18 protein-coding genes and 2 pseudogenes are annotated in these 19,473 nt (G+C 39.3%); 15 read left to right on the forward strand and 5 right to left on the reverse strand.

Annotated elements, in window-relative coordinates; genetic code table 11:
- The 4 genes from odhB (at nt 1) to ACQKMF_RS07460 (ending at nt 5,078) form a co-directional block, all read left to right on the forward strand.
- The gene (gene odhB / locus ACQKMF_RS07445) at nt 1-1,278 is read left to right on the forward strand and encodes a 2-oxoglutarate dehydrogenase complex dihydrolipoyllysine-residue succinyltransferase (RefSeq protein ID WP_402937603.1); all 1,278 of its coding nucleotides are present in this window, start codon (nt 1-3) and stop codon (nt 1,276-1,278) included.
- A gap of 230 nt (nt 1,279-1,508) precedes the next feature.
- Nucleotides 1,509-2,261: a DeoR/GlpR family DNA-binding transcription regulator gene (locus tag ACQKMF_RS07450; protein WP_402937601.1), complete on the forward strand. Its 753-nt coding sequence runs from the start codon at nt 1,509-1,511 to the stop codon at nt 2,259-2,261.
- Nucleotides 2,261-3,181, forward strand: coding sequence for a 1-phosphofructokinase (gene pfkB, locus ACQKMF_RS07455; protein ID WP_230175707.1), 921 nt, complete (start codon nt 2,261-2,263; stop codon nt 3,179-3,181). The genes ACQKMF_RS07450 and pfkB overlap by 1 nt, the downstream gene beginning before the upstream one ends.
- A 4-nt stretch (nt 3,182-3,185) precedes the next feature.
- Nucleotides 3,186-5,078 (forward strand): PTS fructose transporter subunit IIABC, encoded by a 1,893-nt coding sequence (locus ACQKMF_RS07460; RefSeq protein WP_402937598.1) that lies wholly within the window; start codon nt 3,186-3,188, stop codon nt 5,076-5,078.
- Between the two features lie 132 nt (nt 5,079-5,210).
- Here ACQKMF_RS07460 and ACQKMF_RS07465 read toward each other — a convergent pair.
- Nucleotides 5,211-5,418, reverse strand: a pseudogene (locus ACQKMF_RS07465) (IS5/IS1182 family transposase); the annotation flags it as partial.
- A gap of 57 nt (nt 5,419-5,475) precedes the next feature.
- Nucleotides 5,476-5,726: pseudogene (locus tag ACQKMF_RS07470) on the reverse strand (IS1595 family transposase); the annotation flags it as partial.
- Between the two features lie 128 nt (nt 5,727-5,854).
- On the opposite strand from ACQKMF_RS07470, the gene ACQKMF_RS07475 reads away from it, so the two are divergent.
- From ACQKMF_RS07475 to ACQKMF_RS07490, 4 genes are all read left to right on the forward strand, one after another.
- Nucleotides 5,855-6,091: a hypothetical protein gene (locus ACQKMF_RS07475; protein WP_427572356.1), complete on the forward strand. Its 237-nt coding sequence runs from the start codon at nt 5,855-5,857 to the stop codon at nt 6,089-6,091.
- Between the two features lie 536 nt (nt 6,092-6,627).
- Complete coding sequence (locus ACQKMF_RS07480) at nt 6,628-7,032, forward strand: secondary thiamine-phosphate synthase enzyme YjbQ (protein ID WP_402937592.1); 405 nt, start codon at nt 6,628-6,630, stop codon at nt 7,030-7,032.
- A 39-nt stretch (nt 7,033-7,071) separates the two neighbouring features.
- On the forward strand, nt 7,072-7,647 hold the full coding sequence (locus ACQKMF_RS07485) for a GNAT family N-acetyltransferase (protein ID WP_402937589.1): 576 nt from the start codon (nt 7,072-7,074) through the stop codon (nt 7,645-7,647).
- Between the two features lie 105 nt (nt 7,648-7,752).
- On the forward strand, nt 7,753-8,352 hold the full coding sequence (locus ACQKMF_RS07490) for a cell wall hydrolase (protein ID WP_427572359.1): 600 nt from the start codon (nt 7,753-7,755) through the stop codon (nt 8,350-8,352).
- 61 nt (nt 8,353-8,413) lie between these two features.
- On the opposite strand, the gene ACQKMF_RS07495 is transcribed toward ACQKMF_RS07490, so the two are convergent.
- Nucleotides 8,414-9,001 (reverse strand): metalloregulator ArsR/SmtB family transcription factor, encoded by a 588-nt coding sequence (locus ACQKMF_RS07495; protein ID WP_427572361.1) that lies wholly within the window; start codon nt 8,999-9,001, stop codon nt 8,414-8,416.
- 159 nt (nt 9,002-9,160) lie between these two features.
- On the opposite strand from ACQKMF_RS07495, the gene trhA reads away from it, so the two are divergent.
- Together trhA and ACQKMF_RS07505 are read left to right on the forward strand one after the other, a co-directional pair.
- On the forward strand, nt 9,161-9,805 hold the full coding sequence (gene trhA, locus ACQKMF_RS07500; RefSeq protein WP_101225198.1) for a PAQR family membrane homeostasis protein TrhA: 645 nt from the start codon (nt 9,161-9,163) through the stop codon (nt 9,803-9,805).
- A 99-nt stretch (nt 9,806-9,904) separates the two neighbouring features.
- Complete coding sequence (locus ACQKMF_RS07505; RefSeq protein WP_101225197.1) at nt 9,905-10,390, forward strand: YusW family protein; 486 nt, start codon at nt 9,905-9,907, stop codon at nt 10,388-10,390.
- 282 nt (nt 10,391-10,672) lie between these two features.
- Here the strand turns inward: ACQKMF_RS07505 and ACQKMF_RS07510 are convergent, their stop codons facing one another.
- Nucleotides 10,673-11,245, reverse strand: a complete 573-nt coding sequence (locus ACQKMF_RS07510; protein WP_230175713.1) for a biotin transporter BioY — start codon at nt 11,243-11,245, stop codon at nt 10,673-10,675.
- A 275-nt stretch (nt 11,246-11,520) separates the two neighbouring features.
- Between ACQKMF_RS07510 and ACQKMF_RS07515 the strand changes: the two genes are divergently transcribed.
- Together ACQKMF_RS07515 and ACQKMF_RS07520 are read left to right on the forward strand one after the other, a co-directional pair.
- Nucleotides 11,521-12,039, forward strand: a complete 519-nt coding sequence (locus ACQKMF_RS07515) for a hypothetical protein (protein WP_101225196.1) — start codon at nt 11,521-11,523, stop codon at nt 12,037-12,039.
- A gap of 21 nt (nt 12,040-12,060) precedes the next feature.
- Nucleotides 12,061-13,593, forward strand: a complete 1,533-nt coding sequence (locus ACQKMF_RS07520) for a flotillin family protein (protein WP_230175714.1) — start codon at nt 12,061-12,063, stop codon at nt 13,591-13,593.
- Between the two features lie 350 nt (nt 13,594-13,943).
- Here ACQKMF_RS07520 and ACQKMF_RS07525 read toward each other — a convergent pair whose 3' ends face one another.
- A complete protein-coding gene (locus ACQKMF_RS07525) occupies nt 13,944-14,294 on the reverse strand; it encodes a hypothetical protein (RefSeq protein ID WP_427572364.1) in 351 nt (116 codons plus the stop codon).
- 436 nt (nt 14,295-14,730) lie between these two features.
- Between ACQKMF_RS07525 and ACQKMF_RS07530 the strand changes: the two genes are divergently transcribed.
- The 3 genes from ACQKMF_RS07530 (at nt 14,731) to ACQKMF_RS07540 (ending at nt 19,467) form a co-directional block, all read left to right on the forward strand.
- The gene (locus tag ACQKMF_RS07530) at nt 14,731-16,119 is read left to right on the forward strand and encodes a M28 family peptidase (protein ID WP_427572366.1); all 1,389 of its coding nucleotides are present in this window, start codon (nt 14,731-14,733) and stop codon (nt 16,117-16,119) included.
- A 704-nt stretch (nt 16,120-16,823) separates the two neighbouring features.
- Nucleotides 16,824-18,359 (forward strand): spore germination protein, encoded by a 1,536-nt coding sequence (locus ACQKMF_RS07535; protein ID WP_402937517.1) that lies wholly within the window; start codon nt 16,824-16,826, stop codon nt 18,357-18,359.
- Nucleotides 18,360-18,387: 28 nt separating this feature from the next.
- The gene (locus ACQKMF_RS07540; protein WP_427572369.1) at nt 18,388-19,467 is read left to right on the forward strand and encodes a Ger(x)C family spore germination protein; all 1,080 of its coding nucleotides are present in this window, start codon (nt 18,388-18,390) and stop codon (nt 19,465-19,467) included.
- The last annotated feature ends 6 nt before the right edge of the window (nt 19,468-19,473 follow it).

Here is a 19,473-nt window from a genome sequence, read left to right on the forward strand (position 1 = left end):
ATGGCTGAAGTAAAAGTACCTGAATTAGCAGAATCAATTTCTGAAGGATCTATTGCGCAATGGTTAAAACAACCCGGTGATCACGTTGAAAAAGGAGAATATGTCCTTGAACTTGAAACGGATAAAGTCAACGTGGAAATCATTTCAGATTATACTGGTACACTTTCGGAACATTTAGCAGAAGAAGGCGATACTGTCCAAGTCGGACAGGCTATCGCCATCGTTGATGAAAATGGATCAGCTGCAGCAGCTCCAAAAGCGGAAGCTCCTAAGGTTGAAGAAGCTAAAGCAGAACCAGCTAAGGCTGAACAAGCGGTTCCTGCTAAAGAGGCTCCTAAAGCAGAAGCGAAAGAAGCATCATCCACTCAACAAGTTATTGCTTCACCAGCTGCAAGGAAATTGGCTCGTGAAAAAGGAATTGACTTGACTCAAGTGCCTGTAGCCGACCCACTAGGTCGTGTACGTGTACAAGACGTAGAAGCAGCAAGTAATGCTCCTGCAGCTCCTACAGCACCTGCGGCAGCTCCAAAACAAGCTCCTGCAGCTAAACAAGCAGCCGCTCCTGTTGAAGTGAATGATGACCGCATTGAAGTGGTTAAGATGACACGCCGTCGTCAAACCATTGCCAAACGTCTAGTTCAAGTACAATCCGAAGCAGCCATGCTTACTACTTTTAACGAAGTCGATCTTTCTGCAGTCATGGAATTGCGTAACCGCCATAAGGATTCTTTCGTGAAAACAAATGACGTTAAACTTGGTTTCATGTCATTCTTCACTAAAGCGGTCATTGGCGCATTGAAAAAATATCCGCTATTGAATGCTGAAATCCAAGGCGACCATATCCTGAAAAAGAACTTTTATGATATCGGTGTAGCTGTATCCACAGATGAAGGTCTTGTTGTTCCGGTAGTAAGGGATGCTGACCGCAAAAGCTTTGCTGAAATCGAGAAGAACATTTCCGATTTAGCTGTTAAAGCGCGTAACAACAAACTGGGACTTTCAGATTTATCAGGTGGTACTTTTACCATCACAAATGGAGGGACTTTCGGTTCCCTATTATCAACACCAATCTTGAATGCCCCTCAAGTTGGGATCTTGGGCATGCATACAATAAAGACTCGTCCAATCGCTGTTGGAGATCAAATCGAAAACAGACCAATGATGTACCTTGCATTATCTTATGATCACCGTATCGTAGACGGAAAAGAAGCTGTTGGTTTCTTAGTGGCTATCAAAGATATGCTGGAAGATCCAGAACAACTTTTACTTCAAGGCTAATAAAATAATAAGAAACCCCCCTGTCATCATGACATGGGGGTTTTTTGTTTGAAGAACTGAAAGGATATTTTCATAGAAAAAGAGATAATGGGGTTCAAGAAAGGTTTTCTCAATTGAAGTTGAATGTTTTTGAAGGTATTTTTGAATGAATTTGAGTATTTTTAAACGTTTGTGATTGATTATTCCTTCGTTTTCATATATGATGATGATATTAAAGTGAGGTGGGCGAATTGTTGACAACTGAAAGGCACCAGTTCATCTTATCGATCCTTAAAGAACATGGAACGGTAAAGCTGCAGGAGCTTGTAGATCAGCTACAAGCCTCGGAGTCGACCATTCGGAGAGATTTAGTGCAACTCGAAGAAATGAAGCTCTTGAAGCGTGTGCATGGCGGGGCCTCTTTACTTCAAAGAAAAGGCCTTGAACCAACAACTATTGAAAAACAAAACAAAGCAAGAGCTGAAAAACAACTTATAGCAAGGCTGGCGGCTTCATTCATAGAGAAAAATGATTGTATATATCTTGATGCAGGCACGACAACTGCGGAAATGATTCCTTATTTAAAGGATAAAAATATAACGGTGCTGACAAATGGTCTTATGCATATTCCAAAACTCATCGAATTGGAAATCAAAACAGTGTTAGTTGGCGGAATGATTAAATTTTCGACAAATGCGGTTATAGGAAGTAATGCTGTACAGTTTTTGAATGAATACCGTTTTGATAAATGTTTCTTGGGAATGAACGGCATCCATCAAGATCTGGGTTTCACAACACCCGATCCGGAAGAAGCCCTACTGAAGAAGATGGCGTTACGCCTCTCTAACGAAACTTATGTGCTTGCTGACAGTTCAAAACTGAATGAAGCTACTTTCGCTAAGGTGGCAGATGTAAGCGATGCCATAATCCTTACTGACAGCAATGATGAAGAGGCTGTTGCTCAACTCGATAAAAATCCAAAGGTAAAGGTCGTGACCATTTAATGATTTATACAGTGACACTCAACCCATCCATCGATTACCTTGTCGAGGTGGAAAGTTTTCAAATGGGCAAGGTGAATCGAACCAGTTATGATGCAAAATTCCCTGGAGGGAAAGGGATCAATGTTTCCCGAGTGCTTAAAAGGCTGGGCAATAGTACGACTGCTTTAGGATTCATCGGTGGACAAACAGGTGAATTTGTAAAAAGGTTTTTAAGACAGGAAGAGATTTTCACGGACTTTACAGAGATAGCTGGAGATACAAGAATAAACATCAAATTAAAGACAGGGCTGGAGACCGAAATTAATAGCCAAGGGCCAGTCATTTCAAAAGGGAATTATCAACAATTATTTAGCCAAATTGAACAGTTGAATAATAATGATATCCTCATTTTGTCAGGAAGCATCCCTCCAAGCGTTCCATCGGATGTATACGAAGCCATGGCAAGGTCATGTTCCGATAACGGCATTAAAGTGGTGGTGGATACGAGTGGCAAGGGATTACTGAATGTCCTTCCACACCGGCCATTTTTAATAAAGCCGAATCACCATGAACTGGGTGAGCTTTTTTCCACAGAAATAAGGACTGTTGATGATGCTAGAGAATATGGCACTAAATTGGTTGAAGCAGGAGCACAAAATGTTATTGTTTCAATGGCGGGACAGGGGGCCGTGCTTTGCACCGGTGGAGAGTCATATTCCGCAAATGTTCCAAAAGGGAACGTCATCAACTCAGTGGGTGCCGGTGATTCCATGGTCGCAGGTTTCATCGGGACATATGAAAGGACTGGGGATATTTTATCCGCTTTCCGCTTCAGTCTTGCCGCAGGAAGTGCTACAGCCTTTTCATCCGATCTCGGTACACTGGATAAAATTGAAGAGTTATTACCGCAAATTGCCATCAATCAACTAACAGGAGGCTGACTCTATGAAAATTACAGACTTGTTAAAATTGGATACAATCATAATAGATTTGCAAAGTGTTACAAAGCAAGCAGTCATTGATGAACTATCAGGAAAGTTGGCCGAGGCAAACAGGTTAAACGATGTGGAGGGTTTCAAAGCTGCCATCTTAAAACGTGAAGAGCAAAGCACAACAGGGATTGGTGAGGGGATAGCCATACCGCACGCAAAAACAAATGCTGTAAGGGTACCAGCCATCTGTTTCGGCAAATCGGTCAGTGGTGTGGATTATGAATCGCTTGATGGGCAGCCAGCTCATTTGTTCTTTATGATTGCAGCAAGTGAAGGAGCGAATGCAGATCACTTGGAAACCCTTTCCCGGCTTTCTTCGTTACTGATGGATGATAAATTCAGAGCCCGCTTGATTTCTGCTTCTTCCGGTGAGGAAGTGTTGGAGATAATCAATCAAAAAGAAATGGAGGCTTATGAAGAAGAAAGGGAAGAGGAGCAATCAAGTAATGATGCCAGTGGTAACGATAAAGGAGGTAAAATCCTTGCCGTTACAGCATGTCCAACAGGAATTGCCCATACTTATATGGCTGCCGATGCGTTAAAGGCCAAAGCGAAGGAAATGGGAATCGATTTCAAAGTGGAAACAAATGGTTCCACAGGAATCAAAAATGGTTTAACCGCCGCCGAGATTGATGAGGCGGATGCAATTATCGTCGCAGCGGATAAGCAGGTGGAAATGGATCGTTTTAATGGAAAACATGTCATTATTGTGCCTGTTGCCCATGGAATCCGGAAGACCGAGGAGCTGTTAACCAGAGCCGTGAATCAGGATGCACCTGTTTACAAAGGAACTGGAAATGATAAAACTGATGAAGGTGATTCAGCTAAAGGAGGATTGGGGATCTACAAGCACTTAATGAATGGCGTAAGTAATATGCTTCCATTTGTCGTCGGGGGCGGAATCCTGATTGCGCTTTCTTTCTTTTTCGGGATAGAGGCAGCCGATCCGGCAAATCCGGAGTATAATCCGATTGCCAAAGCATTAAGTGATATTGGCGGTGGAAATGGTGCTTTCTTCTTGCTTATCCCTGTCCTGGCTGGATTCATTGCTTCAAGTATTGCCGACCGTCCAGGTTTTGCTCCTGGTATGGTAGGGGGATTATTGGCAGCACAGGCCAATGCCGGTTTTCTTGGCGGACTGATCGCCGGTTTCCTTGCAGGTTATGTCGTATTACTTTTAAGAAAATTGTTTTCCAAGTTACCGCAAACACTCGATGGCATTAAACCGGTTTTACTCTATCCTGTTTTCGGAATGTTAATTACAGGGTTTATCATGATATTTCTTATAAATGAACCAGTAACAGCAATTAACACGGGCCTGACCAATTGGCTTCAGGGCTTATCCGGAACGAACGCAATATTCCTGGGCCTGATTCTTGGGGGTATGATGGCTGTGGATATGGGCGGACCTTTAAATAAAGCAGCATTCACCTTTGGGATTGCAGCCATTGAGGCATCAAGTTTTGGACCGCATGCTGCAGTAATGGCTGGCGGAATGGTTCCTCCCCTGGGAATCGCATTTGCAACAACATTCTTTAAAAGTAAATTCAGTGAAATGGAAAGGAAGTCCGGATTCACTAATTACTTCATGGGTGCTTCATTCATCACAGAGGGTGCCATTCCTTTTGCGGCGGCGGATCCATTGCGCGTTATCGTCAGCAGTGTTATTGGGGCAGCGACGGCAGGAGCCCTGTCAATGGCTTTTGGTGTAACTTTGCCAGCGCCACATGGGGGAATATTTGTCATCCCTCTAGTCAACCATCCTTTCCGCTATTTGCTGGCGATTTTAATAGGAGCCCTTATTACCGCTTTAATATTGGGATTCTGGAAAAAGAAACGGATATAAAAAAACTGAAAGAAAGCGGGTCCAAGTACAGTGGATCCGCATTCAGTTTGTAGACAAAAAGGTTTCGGAATGGCATCATTCCGGAACCTTTTTTAATTTTATTGGATGGAAGCAGTTATTAATAGAGGATCTAAGATGACTATCATGCGTATTTTCTACTGCCGCATGAAACGAATAGGCAAACTTTTTTGTTCTCTTGCACATAGTAGCTACTCTCAGGATCAGTTGAACTTTCTTTAATCTCCCTGTCTTCTTTCTTGATAAACTTATCTGGTGGAAAGGACTTCTTTACACTGTTTTTACGATCTTGATTTATTTCTTCTTGAATGTGTCCTTGATGGCACGTGCTTCCTTAGGATAGATGTTTCACTATACCTAAAAAATAAAACCAACTCTAATAATTATCGATGAATTTTGTTGCTACACCATTGAAAAATTATCACAACCTTTTATATGCCTGTGATAATTTTTCGGATTCTGGATGTGGTAGAGTCCTTTAACACGTTCTGTTCCATCTGATTTAAAACGGCAAGGATCCAATCCTTTGCTTTTTACATACGAAGAAAAAGCCATTCAAGCATCTAGCAAGCGTATTGTCCGATGTCAATTTAGTGCCGATCGAGCTTTGGCTAATTGGGGTTTCACAATATTGAAGTGATAATTTATCTATAAGAAAAATCATTGTAGATAGCTGTTTATTACCGATTAACGAAACTTTTCAGTCATTAAGAACGTACCATTAATAATGGTGACCTAAAAACTGGGAGGTAGTATGTATGGACTTGACCCCAAAACAACGAATCTTGTTGCTATCATTAACCACTGATTGGCAGACACCGATTCAAATTTCTGGCCGTCTTCCGAAAGAATGGGGAACCCTATCATGTATAAAACAGACTCTTAAAGAGTTAGTCCGAGAAGGGTGGGTGCAAGCTAATCCAGTAATGTTCGGTCTATTCCGATTAACCACGGAAGGCATGAGCATAAAGGAGATAGAATTGGGTGAGAACTAATGCTATAAGGCAACTTACACAAGAGGATAAATTCATTTTATTCGATTAGCTGTTATTTCAATTGTAAATTAACAATGAAAATTAACATAGCCTAAAACAAAAAAACTGAAGACAAACTTGATTTTCGTCGAGTTTGTCTTCAGTCTGAAAGCGCACCCATTTACACCGGGTCCGCTTTTCTTATATCCAATCCAAAACTTCAATCCGGTTGCCGAAAGGGTGATACAAAAATGCGGTTCGCTTCAGGAAACCTTGCGTCACTTTAAAAGATATATGATTAATTATTAAATGTGGCTAGAAGCCTATAGCTTATCTTATTCTCAACTACAAGAGCTGGATGGGATTTTTCGCGCAGTCCTCAATTGATCGATCCGGATTCAAACCATTCTCACCTCCCTCATTCCTTATAGATCCAATATTAAAACAAAATAATTATAATAAGGTTTGCTAATCTTAATATCGACTGGTTTTTTAAAGCATGAATGTTATGTTTATGGGTAAAGGAGTATTAAATTGACAAAAGGGAGTGAACGTACATGCTGAAGAAAAATACCTTAAAAACGACGAAAAGGGATGATATGATTGATGTAACGACAGAAGTACAGGCCTTCATTAATGAAAATGGGGTTCAAGAGGGGATAGCTCTTATATATTGTCCACATACGACAGCAGGAATCACGATTAATGAAAATGCTGATCCCGATGTCAAAAAGGATATGCTAAGAAGACTGGATGAGCAATACCCATGGAACCATACATTGGATTTACATATGGAAGGAAACACGGCTGCCCATCTGAAATCAAGTACGGTTGGTTCTTCACAGCAGGTGATTATCCATAAAGGGAGTTTAATCCTTGGTACATGGCAGGGTGTATATTTTTGTGAATTCGATGGTCCCAGAGAAAGGCAATATTTTATAAAATTATGTGTCGACCGGTAAAATGGAAGGTATGGCAAGGATGAAGTGGGAGGAAGCGGATTGGATGATGTTTGGATTGAAGGAAGCAAAGTAATATTGAGGAATGTTAAACAAGCCGATTTAAAACGTTTATGGAGCCTGAAATATGGAGAAGCCGATCCAGTATGGAAAAAGTGGGATGCACCTTATTATCCTCTAGAACTCATTGATTTCCAAACGTATATCGATAAAGAACTGAAGCATAAAACCTATGATGAGAAAATGGGGGCTTACTCCGAGTTATTAATGGAAAAAAACGATCAAATAATAGGCTCTGTTGTATATTACTGGGAACATGAACCTTCACGCTGGCTTGAAATCGGAATTACGATTTTTGAGCCCGAGTATTGGAACGGCGGTTACGGAACAGAAGCGTTAATGTTATACATAGGCTATTTATTCGAAAAAATGGAGATTGAGCGGGTTGGTCTGACGACGTGGTCAGGTAATGAACGTATGATCGCAGTTGGAGAAAAGGTGGGCATGCAAGTAGAGGGAAGGATGAGAAAATGCCGTTATCATGATGGTTATTATTACGATTCAATCAGAATGGGAATGCTACGGGAAGAATGGAAATCATTAAAATTTCGAAGTTAATAGACCCGTGAAAATTTTTCCTTCATTTCCTTGGAAAAAATTTAGCACTGTTTTCTCCCATATGGTCTGTTATCCTAGGAAGATGCTTAACGAGGAGGTTACAGGATGAAATTATCAGTTATAATAACTGTGATAATGACTCTAAGTGTCATCATACTTGGGATAGCTTTTCCTAAGGGAACGACCAGTAAAGCTTCGGATGGAGCAACCAAACATGTCATTAAACAAGGTGAATCGATATGGGATATTGCGAAGCAGCACGGTGTTCCAATCGGTAAGTTGAAAGAAGTCAATAATAATGTAAATAATGTTGTCGAGCCCGGTAAAACATTGATTATTCCACATGTAATGAATGAAAAAGATAAAGAATTATTAGCAAGGCTTGTGCATGCAGAAGCTAAAGGGGAGCCATACAGAGGTAAGGTCGAGGTGGCAGGAGTTGTTTTGAATCGCCTTGATAGCGATGAATTTCCTGATACGGTACGGGAAGTCATATATCAAAAAAACCAATTCTCGCCTGTTGGTGATGGCAGTATAAATAAACCAGCAGGAGATGACGCCAAGAAAGCTGTCAATGAAGCATTGGCGATTCATGGCTATACAAATGATGCATTGTATTTTTGGAATCCTAGCATTTCGGACAGCGAATGGATGAAACAATTAGATGTAATCAAAATAATTGGCGGTCACCATTTTGCCATATAAACTGCATCTCAAGAACCGGCTTTCCAAATGGGAGGCCGGTTTTTAATTTAGAATCCTTCCGTTAAACGATGTCCTCCCACATCTCGCGGGGATTCAGCTCATAAATGCTGTTTTCACGGTACATGATGCTTCCGATAATGAGTTCACGCCTTATCGTTGCATAATCATCATGGAATGCCTGTATGAATTCATTCAGTTCTTTTTCTGGATACTTACGTCCCTTTTCCAGAAGGCTGCCAATATGATGAAGGATGATCATTTTCTTTTTCCTTTGTGCTGGTATTGTTTTTAGTCGGCCATCTGGCGTATAGAAGTTTTCAAGGATCTTTTTGTGTTCTAAATTCAGCTTTTGATTATCCATATTATTGGAGTCCCCCTTATTTGAAACCATTTTAGGTAATGCTGACGAATAATGCTTCAGTACATCTTCATTCAAAAAATAATATACCGTATTTTTTTCCCTGCGATCCTTCACTAAATTAATGTCCTTCAATTTCGTTAAATGGTGTGATATGGTCGGGGCCGTCAATTTCAATATTCCCGCAAGTGCCTGTCCGTGTTTCGGGCCATTTGCAAGGATGGATATAATCCTGATCCTGGTTACATCACCAATCGTTTTGTGGAAAGCGACCAATTTTTCTAATTGCACTTTTATCCCCCTTTTCTAATTAGGTTATCATCTAATTAGATGATAATCTAATTAGTGGTATTAATCAAGTTAATATTCACTTTTCTATATTGCTTGGAAGAACTGGTGTATACTTTAGGTGAATACAAAAAAATTAAGCCGGAATTAAGGAGCTGTAACATGGCTAATACACATGTTTATACAAAAAAAGAAGAAGTGGTCAATGCGATAACCCACGGTATCGGCGTTTTGTTAAGTATTGCCGCCCTTGTGTTTTTAATCATATTCTCAGCCCAAACAGGATCGCCTTGGCATGTAGTCATTTCAGTCATTTATGGTGTTTCCATGCTTCTTTTATATGTTTCTTCCACTTTAGTGCATAGTTTTCCAGAGGGCAAAACGAAGGATATATTTGAAATCTTTGATCATTCAGCCATATATATATTCATTGCCGGGACATACACGCCCATCATGCTTCTTGTGATCCAAGGGTCACTCGGCTGGACACTGCTAGGTATAATTTGGGGAGTTGCAATCATAGGCGTCGTCTTCAAAGCTTTCTATGTGAAAAGATTCCTCTTCCTTTCGACGATTCTCTATATTGCGATGGGGTGGATGATCGTTATCGTTTGGGGACCACTTACAGCAACGATGCCTTCAGCTGGTATCCAGTTATTGATTGCAGGGGGATTGCTTTATACGTTTGGAGCCATCTTTTATGTTTGGCGCGGTTTTCCGTTTCATCATGCGGTTTGGCATGTATTCGTGCTTGGGGGGTCTGTCACACACTTTTTTGCGGTATTGTTTTATATCCTTCCACTATGATAACTTCGTTGATATGATGTATTTGAGAGATTCTTGAGGTTTTAAATGCCCCCTATTAGGAAATTAATAACGTATACAAACTAAAGGAGGAAAAAACTAATGAGAAGATCTATCAAAATATTATCGGTCCCGTTTGCGGCTATGCTTGTTTTGGCTGGATGCGGCGAAGAAAACGATGAAGTGAAAAACCCGCCAGTTCAGGAAAATGAAAATCAAGCGGAAAATAACCCTGAAACAGGAACGGATAATAATGAAAAACTGCCTTTCACTTATAAGGATTTTCAATTAGAAGTGGATTATACAGGCAATGATAACGAATACGAAGCTGAATATGATACCATGGGAGCCCAAACAGAAGCTTCGATCGAGGACAAACTTAACAAACATGAAGTTCACGGTGATGAAGCAATGAAAGAATTGACACCGATTTTAGAAAAATTGACATTCACCAAAGATTCATCAGATGAGGAAGTCATTCAAGAAGTGACAAAAGCTTTTAATTTGAAAGATGACTATCAAGAATTCGATCTAGAGGTCGTTTTCGAAGATGGTACGAAAAAAGAATATAAAGTGAATAATAAGTAACCAAATCCGTTACTATATTCTTCCTTGTGTAATAAAATGGTAGCATGTTCATTGTGTCCTCAATAGTTGTCAAATTACTGTTACTATAGTAAAATGATTACGGTTAGCAAAGGGGATAATATACATTTGCTATTCATATTCGGACTTATGGGGATAGGACCGCAATAAATACTTGTAAAAAAGATTCTTTTTAAGAGTCTTTTTTTTATGCAGAGTTCCGGAATTTTGAATATAGATGAAAGAGAGGGTACCACTAGCGGTACCCTCTCTTTCATTTACCCATCATTGGGAAAGTGGTGCATTTTTTTTTGGCAGCATATTAGCCGACGCTAACCTTGAACGGATTGTAATGCCAAGCCAAGATGCAAGGAATGCCTTTAAAACGCCTACGATTATAAATGGAGCAAAACCGCTGGCAAATGCCACTGGCCAAGATAATGAACTCATATATTTTAACCAAACTGTACCGATGACCAAAGTAACTATCATCCCGATTGTATTTGCAAGGAAAGCCATTGCAACTGAGAAACGCGTTTTTTCCAATATCAAACCCGTTATATATACTGTCGGGATATAGGATAATAAATAACCGCCAGTCGGACCGAATATTTTAGCTAGCCCTCCTGACATTTCAGCGAATACTGGAACACCCGCTGCTCCAATGAACAAATATAATAAAACGGAAGAGGTTCCATAACGTGAACCGAGTATCGTAGCTGCCAATCCAACAGCTAGAGTCTGTCCTGTAATCGGTACTATGGGCAGTGGAATTGTAATTTGGGCAAGTATTCCTATAAGTGCTGCAAATAAAGCTGTAACCATCATCATTCTTAACTTCTCATGACGTTCCTTCATCGTGCTTCCCCCTAATGTAAACCTAGTTATGTAACGAGTTAACATATAAAGAATTTTAATATGTTAAGTAAACACTGTCAATGGTATTATGAATTTTATTTCAATAATGGTCTTTTAAAATAAATGAAACTTTTTGAATGCGTCATTCGTATGAATGGTAAGCAAAGTAATTGGAGGGTATTATAACCAGATATTATCATTGTTGGTAAAACGCTTATCCCAGGTCCTTAAAGTAGTAAGCGGCTTGGAAAAATCGAAACTAAAGGATGAAAAAGATGGAGTTATTTGGGGTTCCGTTAGAAACAGTCTATTTATATGGATTAATTATATTCGGGGGGCTAACATTCTTATTTATTTTGTTTAATGATATATTTTCCGGCCTTGAATTACCGGATATATTTAATCCAACTCTCATTTTTAGCTTTTTCACCGTGTTTTTTGCGAGTGGGTTTTTGTTTGAATCGCTTTCAGGACTTAATGCTGGATTGAGTGCCGGCATTTCCCTGATCATTTCATTAATTATCGTCACTTTACTGAATGTATTTGTTTTGATTCCCATCTCATCAGCGGAAGAAAGTTTGACATTTCATGATAATGACCTGAGAGGGAGGGTCGGCAGGGTTCTGACATCAATCCCGGTTGACGGGTTTGGGGAAGTCCTGATTGAAAGCATCAGCGGAAGCATCGCGAAAACTGCGGCAAGTTATAAGAATGAAGGTATTGTTTCGGATTCAAAGGTCTTGATCATCGAAGTTAAAAATGGGGTTGTCTATGTTATGCCCCACCAGGATTAAAAAAAGGGTAGGAGGTAAGTTATGTTTGATTTGATTTGGATTGTTGTCGCCATTGTTGCATTTTTACTTATCGCACTTATTGCTGTCTTTATTACGAAATACCGTACTGCTGGTCCTGATGAAGCATTGATCGTGACCGGAAGCTATTTAGGAAGCAAAAATGTTCACATCGACGAATCAGGAAATAAAATTAAAATCGTCCGCGGCGGTGGTGCATTCGTTCTCCCGGTGTTCCAGCAAGCGGAACCACTAAGCTTGTTATCAAGCAAGCTTGAGGTTTCAACGCCTGAAGTATATACGGAACAGGGAGTTCCTGTCATGGCAGATGGTGTATCGATAATCAAGATTGGCAGTTCAATCACCGATATCGCCACAGCGGCAGAGCAATTTCTTGGTAAATCAAAAGATGACCGTGAACAGGAAGCGCGGGAAGTCTTGGAGGGACATCTTCGTTCCATCCTTGGTTCGATGACAGTCGAGGAAATTTATAAAAACCGTGAAAAGTTTTCCCAGGAAGTACAGAGGGTAGCCTCTCAGGATCTAGCTAAAATGGGACTGATCATCGTATCGTTCACGATTAAAGATGTTCGGGATAAAAATGGATATCTTGAATCGCTCGGAAAGCCAAGGATTGCCCAGGTGAAAAGGGATGCCGATATAGCGACCGCCGAGGCAGAGAAAGAAACGCGAATCAAGCGAGCCGAAGCTTCGAAGGAAGCCCAGCGTGCCGAGCTTGAAAGGGCAACCGAAATAGCAGAAGCCGAAAAAATCAACAAGCTAAAGGTTGCGGAATTCCGGCGTGAGCAGGATATTGCCAAAGCACGGGCTGACCAAGCTTACGATCTTGAAACGGCCAGATCTAAACAGGATGTAACAGAACAGGAAATGCAAATCAGGATCATTGAACGTCAGAAGCAAATTGAGCTGGAGGAAAAAGAAATCCTACGCCGTGAAAAGCAATATGATTCAGAAGTGAAGAAAAAGGCCGATGCCGACCGTTATGCGGTAGAGCAGGCAGCCTCAGCCAACAAGATGAAACAGATTACAGAAGCGGATGCCGATAAGTATAAAATTGAAGCCATGGCGAAAGCGGAAGCGGAACGTGTTCGTATGGACGGTCTGGCTAAAGCGGACGCACAAAGGGCACAAGGTACGTCTGAAGCGGAAATCATCAGGTTAAAAGGGGTAGCAGAGGCAGAAGCCAAGCAGAAAATCGCTGAAGCTTTTGAACAGTTCGGGCAAGCGGCCGTAATGGACATGATTTTGAAAATGCTGCCGGAGTATGCAAAACAAGTGGCAAGCCCGCTTAGTAATATCGACAAGATCACTGTAGTGGATACAGGTGGAAGCGGTGCGAATGGCGGGGCTAATAAAGTGACTGGATATGCAACGGATTTAATGGCATCCTTGCAGGAGTCATTAAAGGCATCCTCGGGAATTGATGTCAAAGACTTGCTTGAGAATTTCTCAGGAAAACGAAATTTACCATTTACCACCATCAGCCAGGAGAATGTCGAAGCGAACATGAATATGGCAGCAGGCAAGGAAGAATAACAGGTAAATCATACTGTTCAACACATGAAATTAAAGCTGATGTATTAAAAAATACAGATAGGTTATTGGACTTACTTATAGAGAATAAACAACCAAGGATGATTGGTTGTTTATTTTTTGCTTTTTAATAAAGCCTAAATTGGTTTTTAGTTTCGCTATTACTAAATGTTTGAAACCTATATTTGGATGCACTTAAAACTTTATCTATTTGAACATCTGAACTTAATTGCATTGAGTTATAAATTTTAAAAGAAAAAAGCTTTTTACTTAGTCACCTTATTTGTTGCAATCAAAGTCGTTATCATTTAAAAAAAACACGAGACATAGATAAAATTTACAATCATTTGGCTTTAAAATCGTTTAATAAAGAAATGCAAGTTTCTTATCTTTAAATCGAATTTTATATTGTATATTTCTCGGTACTGTGTAAAATCTTGAGATTTTAATATTAAATTAAATACCTCTTCTGTCAAAGACGCATTGTAATAGAACTCTGGGTCAAGTGATTTTACCGTTTTATTAGAAAACACAGCTTTCTCCGGATCAATCTTGTAAATTACACTATTAAAAATATATTTATTACCCTCCCTTGCTATTGTAGCCCAATTCTTAGTGATGTTATTATCTCGGTTTACTTCAAATTTAACCGTATAAAATTGGCCTTTTTTATTTTGTTTAACAACTAAATTTTTAATCTCCACTTTATACAACACCTCTAATCTATTAAAGAAAAAAGAGCATATTTTTAATAGGTTTATGTTTCAAAACCGCTAACAATGATCTAAAGAGACGCTCCTGAAAATGGAAATATTAAGTCCGCGTGCAACAAGCGTAAGACACGCAATAGTCAAAACTATTGGTGATGTAATTTATGATTAGGATTCATTAATTACTGATTTAACTATACTCAGAATTATTGTTTAGTGAATAAATTTCTCGATTTTTTCACTTAGTAACCAAATCAACGGGACATGAGCTAACTGCTATAATTAATTGTGAGGATTCTAATAAGACTTCCTTTCTAAGAGTGCGGGTGTCAGACCCCGATTGATAGTTGGAATTTAAAGACTAATGACTCATTTACAAACTATTCAGTTAAATGCATAATTAGGAATATTATGGAGAAGGAGGGATTATATGTATAGAAAATCACTAACAGTACTATTAGCTGCTGGTATGGTTCTATCAACTGGTACAGTATATGCACAAACAAACGGGGCAACAAATGCCCAGTCTGACACAGCTTTTGATAACAAAGTTATCAAAAAAATTAGTGCGGACAATATGTATAATACGATTGCCTATCTATCAGAGCAACCGAGGGCTGCTGGTACAGAAGGGGAGCTCCGTGCAGTCAAATACATAGAAAGTCAGTTTAAGAGTCTTGGTTTTGAAACAAAGGTTCAGCCTTTTCCCATCTATGATACGGTGCAAAATGTAAAAGTGAAAATTGGTGAAAGTGATTTAGGAGGAACACCGCGTGCATTTAGCGGCAGTATCAGCGGGAAGGTAACGGCCGAACTTGTTAATGTTGGAAAAGCAAAACCAGAGGAAGTTGGAGAAAATGTATCTGGGAAAATTGCACTAGTTGAACGTGGGGACATTACCTTTGTTGAAAAGGTTCAGAATGTCCTAAATAAAGGAGCGGTTGGCGTTTTAATGTACAACAACTCACCATCAGGAAATAATTTCGGACAAGTATCAGCGGGGCAAAATATACCTGCTGTAGCCATTACCCAAGCCCTAGGGTTAGAGTTGGTCGAACAGCTTAAAACTAAACAAATCACGTCCACTCTGGAAGTGGGAAAAGCTGAAAGAATCGAAAAGACATCCTACAATGTCATCGCTTCCCTAAAACCAAAAGCCAATAAGGATAATGGTCAAATCGTGACTGTTGGAGCCCATCATGATTCTGTCCCGGGCGGCCCTGGTGCAAACGATGATGCTTCGGGTGTATCAGCTGTGCTGGAACTGGCAAGGATCCTGGCCAAAACGCCAATTGACACTGAAATTCGCTTCCTCACGTTCGGATCTGAGGAAAGAGGGCTCGTTGGATCATCCTTCTATGCAGATTCCCTTCCCAAAGAGGATGTAGACCGCATGGTGGCTCACTTCCAAATGGATATGATAGGCGGACGTGATGCTGGCGAGGATAATCCTGCAGGTGGTTTGATTATGTATACCATTGATGGAATGAAAAACCTTGTGACGGACCTTGGTTCCTCGGCAGGGGCCAGAACGATGGATGTTGCGATTCCTTATGGACAGCTGGGCAGGAGTGACCACCAACCATTCCATGAGCTTGGCATTCCATCCGCCTTGTTTATCCATTCCCCTGTAGAGCCTTGGTATCACCAGCCTACAGATACACTGGATAAGATATCGAAAGAAAAATTGCAGCAAGCAGCTGAAATTGTCGGTGCCAGTGTGTATCAAATTGCCCGTCCGGAAACTCCGGCATTAACAAATGCACGTGTAGCTCCTGGCACGGTAGACTATGATTTTGATGACCGTCCGGTAGATTAAATACTTCATTGTACAGAATTACGAGATTAATAATGGATCTTGGCGAAAATCAGGAGGGTAGCTGTGTAGTTTACAGATGCTCTCTTCTTTTTATCGGCCAGCGCCTCGTGCTTAATTTTTCACTATTTCTAAGCTCTAAGTCTAGTGAAAATCCTATATGAAATATGTAATAAAACATACATGCTTATCCAACTCCAATACCATAAAATCTAAGTTTAGTAGTACTATAGAAAAATTAGAAGTAGAACAAACGAGTAATCTTTTAGTTGCTAGATATTGCATAAATCAATGAAGTTTAAAAAAGGTTTGACAGAAAATGATGATACACTAATAAGCAAACTGTTTAACAAAAGGAGAGTTGGGTTAATGTATGGACCGGTTTAAATGAGTATCCTGAATTAAATATAAAATTGAGGGGAGCATTAGAGTTTAAACTCCATTCGATGATTTAAGAGAGCCTTTTGGCTCTTTTTATTTTGAAAAAGTTTTAACTTTGTAAATTTGTGTTTGCTGTCCTACCCTATCCCTACAGGAATTATTTCTATTAGGATCATGGTCCTTTGCTTACTCTAAGCTATATTTATATTATGTAAACTGGAGAGGATAAAGTTTTCAATTATTATAAAACGAATTTACATAAATTTGGGGATGACTTTACATAATATAGAAGGATATGAATTCCATTGTAATAGGGAGGTGATTAGATGTTCTTCAAAAAACGAAAGATTAGAAATAATAAAGACAAACAGGCCGTCACTGAGAATTCACAAGATATTGGCCAGCTGTTTGCTAAGGTTAAAAAATCCAGTGATTTTAAACAATTTCCACTTACAGATGAATCGGGACATTTAATCATTTCTTACTACAATACACTGGTCGATCAACAACAACTCCAACAGAAAATTTTAATGATTTTCCGAGAGACCCCTTTTGAACTAGACAGGCTAGAGAAAATTGATGACATAAAAAAAATCATCGCAATAGAAGATATTGTAATAACGGATAATCGGAACGAAGCTGAATCAAAGTTACTTAAAGGGTATGCGATACTTCAAATGAAGGAAAATGATCAAAGGGTTGCTTTAATTCTCTTATCTAATGATAAAGCTGGATTGCGTGAACAAAATAACGTTGAAAATGAGTTTAGTGTGGTGGGGCCACAAATTGGGTTTCTTGAGAATATTGATGTAAATATACATTTATTAAGACAACAAATAAATACAACTGATCTAATTACGAAGGAAGTAAACATTGGTTCAACTTCAAATACTCGAGTTATTATTGCTCATATTGATGGGATTACGAGTGAGCAGCATGTTAATACCATGACCCAACGGCTTCAAGATATTGATTTTGATGTCATTTTTGATACTTCTCAGCTGCATCAATTTATAGAAGATAATTCCCTTACACCGTTTCCTTTGCTTCTTCCAACTGAACGTGTGGATAGGACGGTTCAAGCTCTTATTAACGGACAAGTAGCTGTTTTAAGTAGTGGGTCGCCATATGTCATTACAGGTCCTTCTACGATCATTGATTATTTTATTTCACCTGAAGATTACTTTCTCCCATGGATTCTTGGATCTTTTTTTCGTTTAATACGGGTATGCAGTGTCCTTTTCTCCATTTTTGGAACATCTATTTATATAGCCGTTATCACTTACCATTACGAGATGATTCCAAACGATTTATTCGGTTCACTTAGTATTTCTCGTTATAATGTCCCGTTTCCGCCGGTATTAGAGGTGATTTTTCTGGAATTCACGATTGAACTATTACGTGAAGCGGGAGTCCGGTTACCTACAAAGGTAGGACAAACATTAGGAATAGTGGGCGGTATTGTTATCGGCCAAGCGTCAGTTGAGGCGTCCCTTACAAGTAATGTCTTACTCATTATAGTCGCCTTATCTGCCTTAGCTTCCTTTACTACCCCAATTTATAAAATGTCGAACACTATACGTTTTTTGCGTTTTCCTTTAATTCTCTTCGCATCTATTTGGGGGGGATTAGGTATCGTTATCGGGATTGCCTTTTTACTCATTCACCTTACACGGTTAGAATCTTTAGGAACACCCTATACCGTTCCATTTTATCCTTTTAGGCCAGAGGATTTAACGGACAGCCTGATCCGTTCCTCTTATAGTAAAACATCCAAAAGGCCAAATTATTTACGTCCTAAATCAATTTTGAGATACCACCCACATAATCACAAAAAAAAGAAAAGTGATTTTGATGAATAATCAGGAAAGGATCATAAAGGTGAAGTAAATGAAATTATGTTTTCTGATAACTTTTAGCTTAACTTTCTTTTTATCAGGGTGTGGTATACATGAGAGGATCATTGATGAAGTTCAGATAATTGAAGCTCTAGGATATGATCGGGAAGAAGGCAAAGTTAAAGGAATTGCTCTTTATCCTACTTTCGCAGAAAAGGATAATATCAAATTGAAGATTTATAAAACGGTGTCTGATTCAAATGAAGACATACTCCCGAGAATGAATGCAAAATCAGCCTATCCTATTGAGACAGGAAAATTAGATTTTATATTGTTCGGCAAGGAATATGCCAGACAAGGGATCGAAGATGTTATCACTAATTTTGCCCGAAATCCAAGAACGGCGAGTCGAATGCAGTTGGGCATTGCTGAAAACAAAGCCGAAGATATACTTCAATCCAGTAAACATGTGAATCTTTCATTCCATTTAAGTGAAAAAATCAATCAAAACATTGAAAGTGGTAATTTGCCAAAAATGAATCTGCACATGTTTTTGAAAAATTTTCATCAAGAAGGGAGGGATCAAATTTTACCTTACTTTATCCTAGAGGAAAATCAAATTAAAATTGACGGGTTAGCTTTATTAAAAAACGGGAAGTACATAAATCATATTAATTTAAGACAGTCCTTAATTCTAAAAACATTAATTGACGGGTCTCAAAATGGACAATATAAAACCAAAATCACGCAAAATAAAAAGGAAGGTTTTATACTCTTGAAAAACCTGGATGCAAAAACTACATATACGGTTGAGAAAAGCGAAAGCATTCCCAGTATATTCATCGATATAACCATCCATGCAGAGATTGAAAAAGCATCATCCTGGTTTGATTTGAAAAAAGATAAAGATATTGTAAAATTGGAACGAATTTTAAATGAACACTTTAAGGAAGAGGTCCAACGTTTAATTTCACTGGTACAAGGATACAATGTAGATCCCATTGGGTTGGGAGAAAAGGTTAGAGCCACCTCAAGAAATTGGGACTATCAACGGTTTATGGAGATATACCCAGAAGTAAAAACCACTGTACACACAAATATTGACATCCTAAATACAGGTACTGAAGATTAAGTCTGC

The sequence above is a fragment of the Peribacillus sp. NPDC101480 genome, assembly GCF_050277335.1.
In the GTDB taxonomy this organism is placed as follows: domain Bacteria; phylum Bacillota; class Bacilli; order Bacillales; family DSM-1321; genus Peribacillus.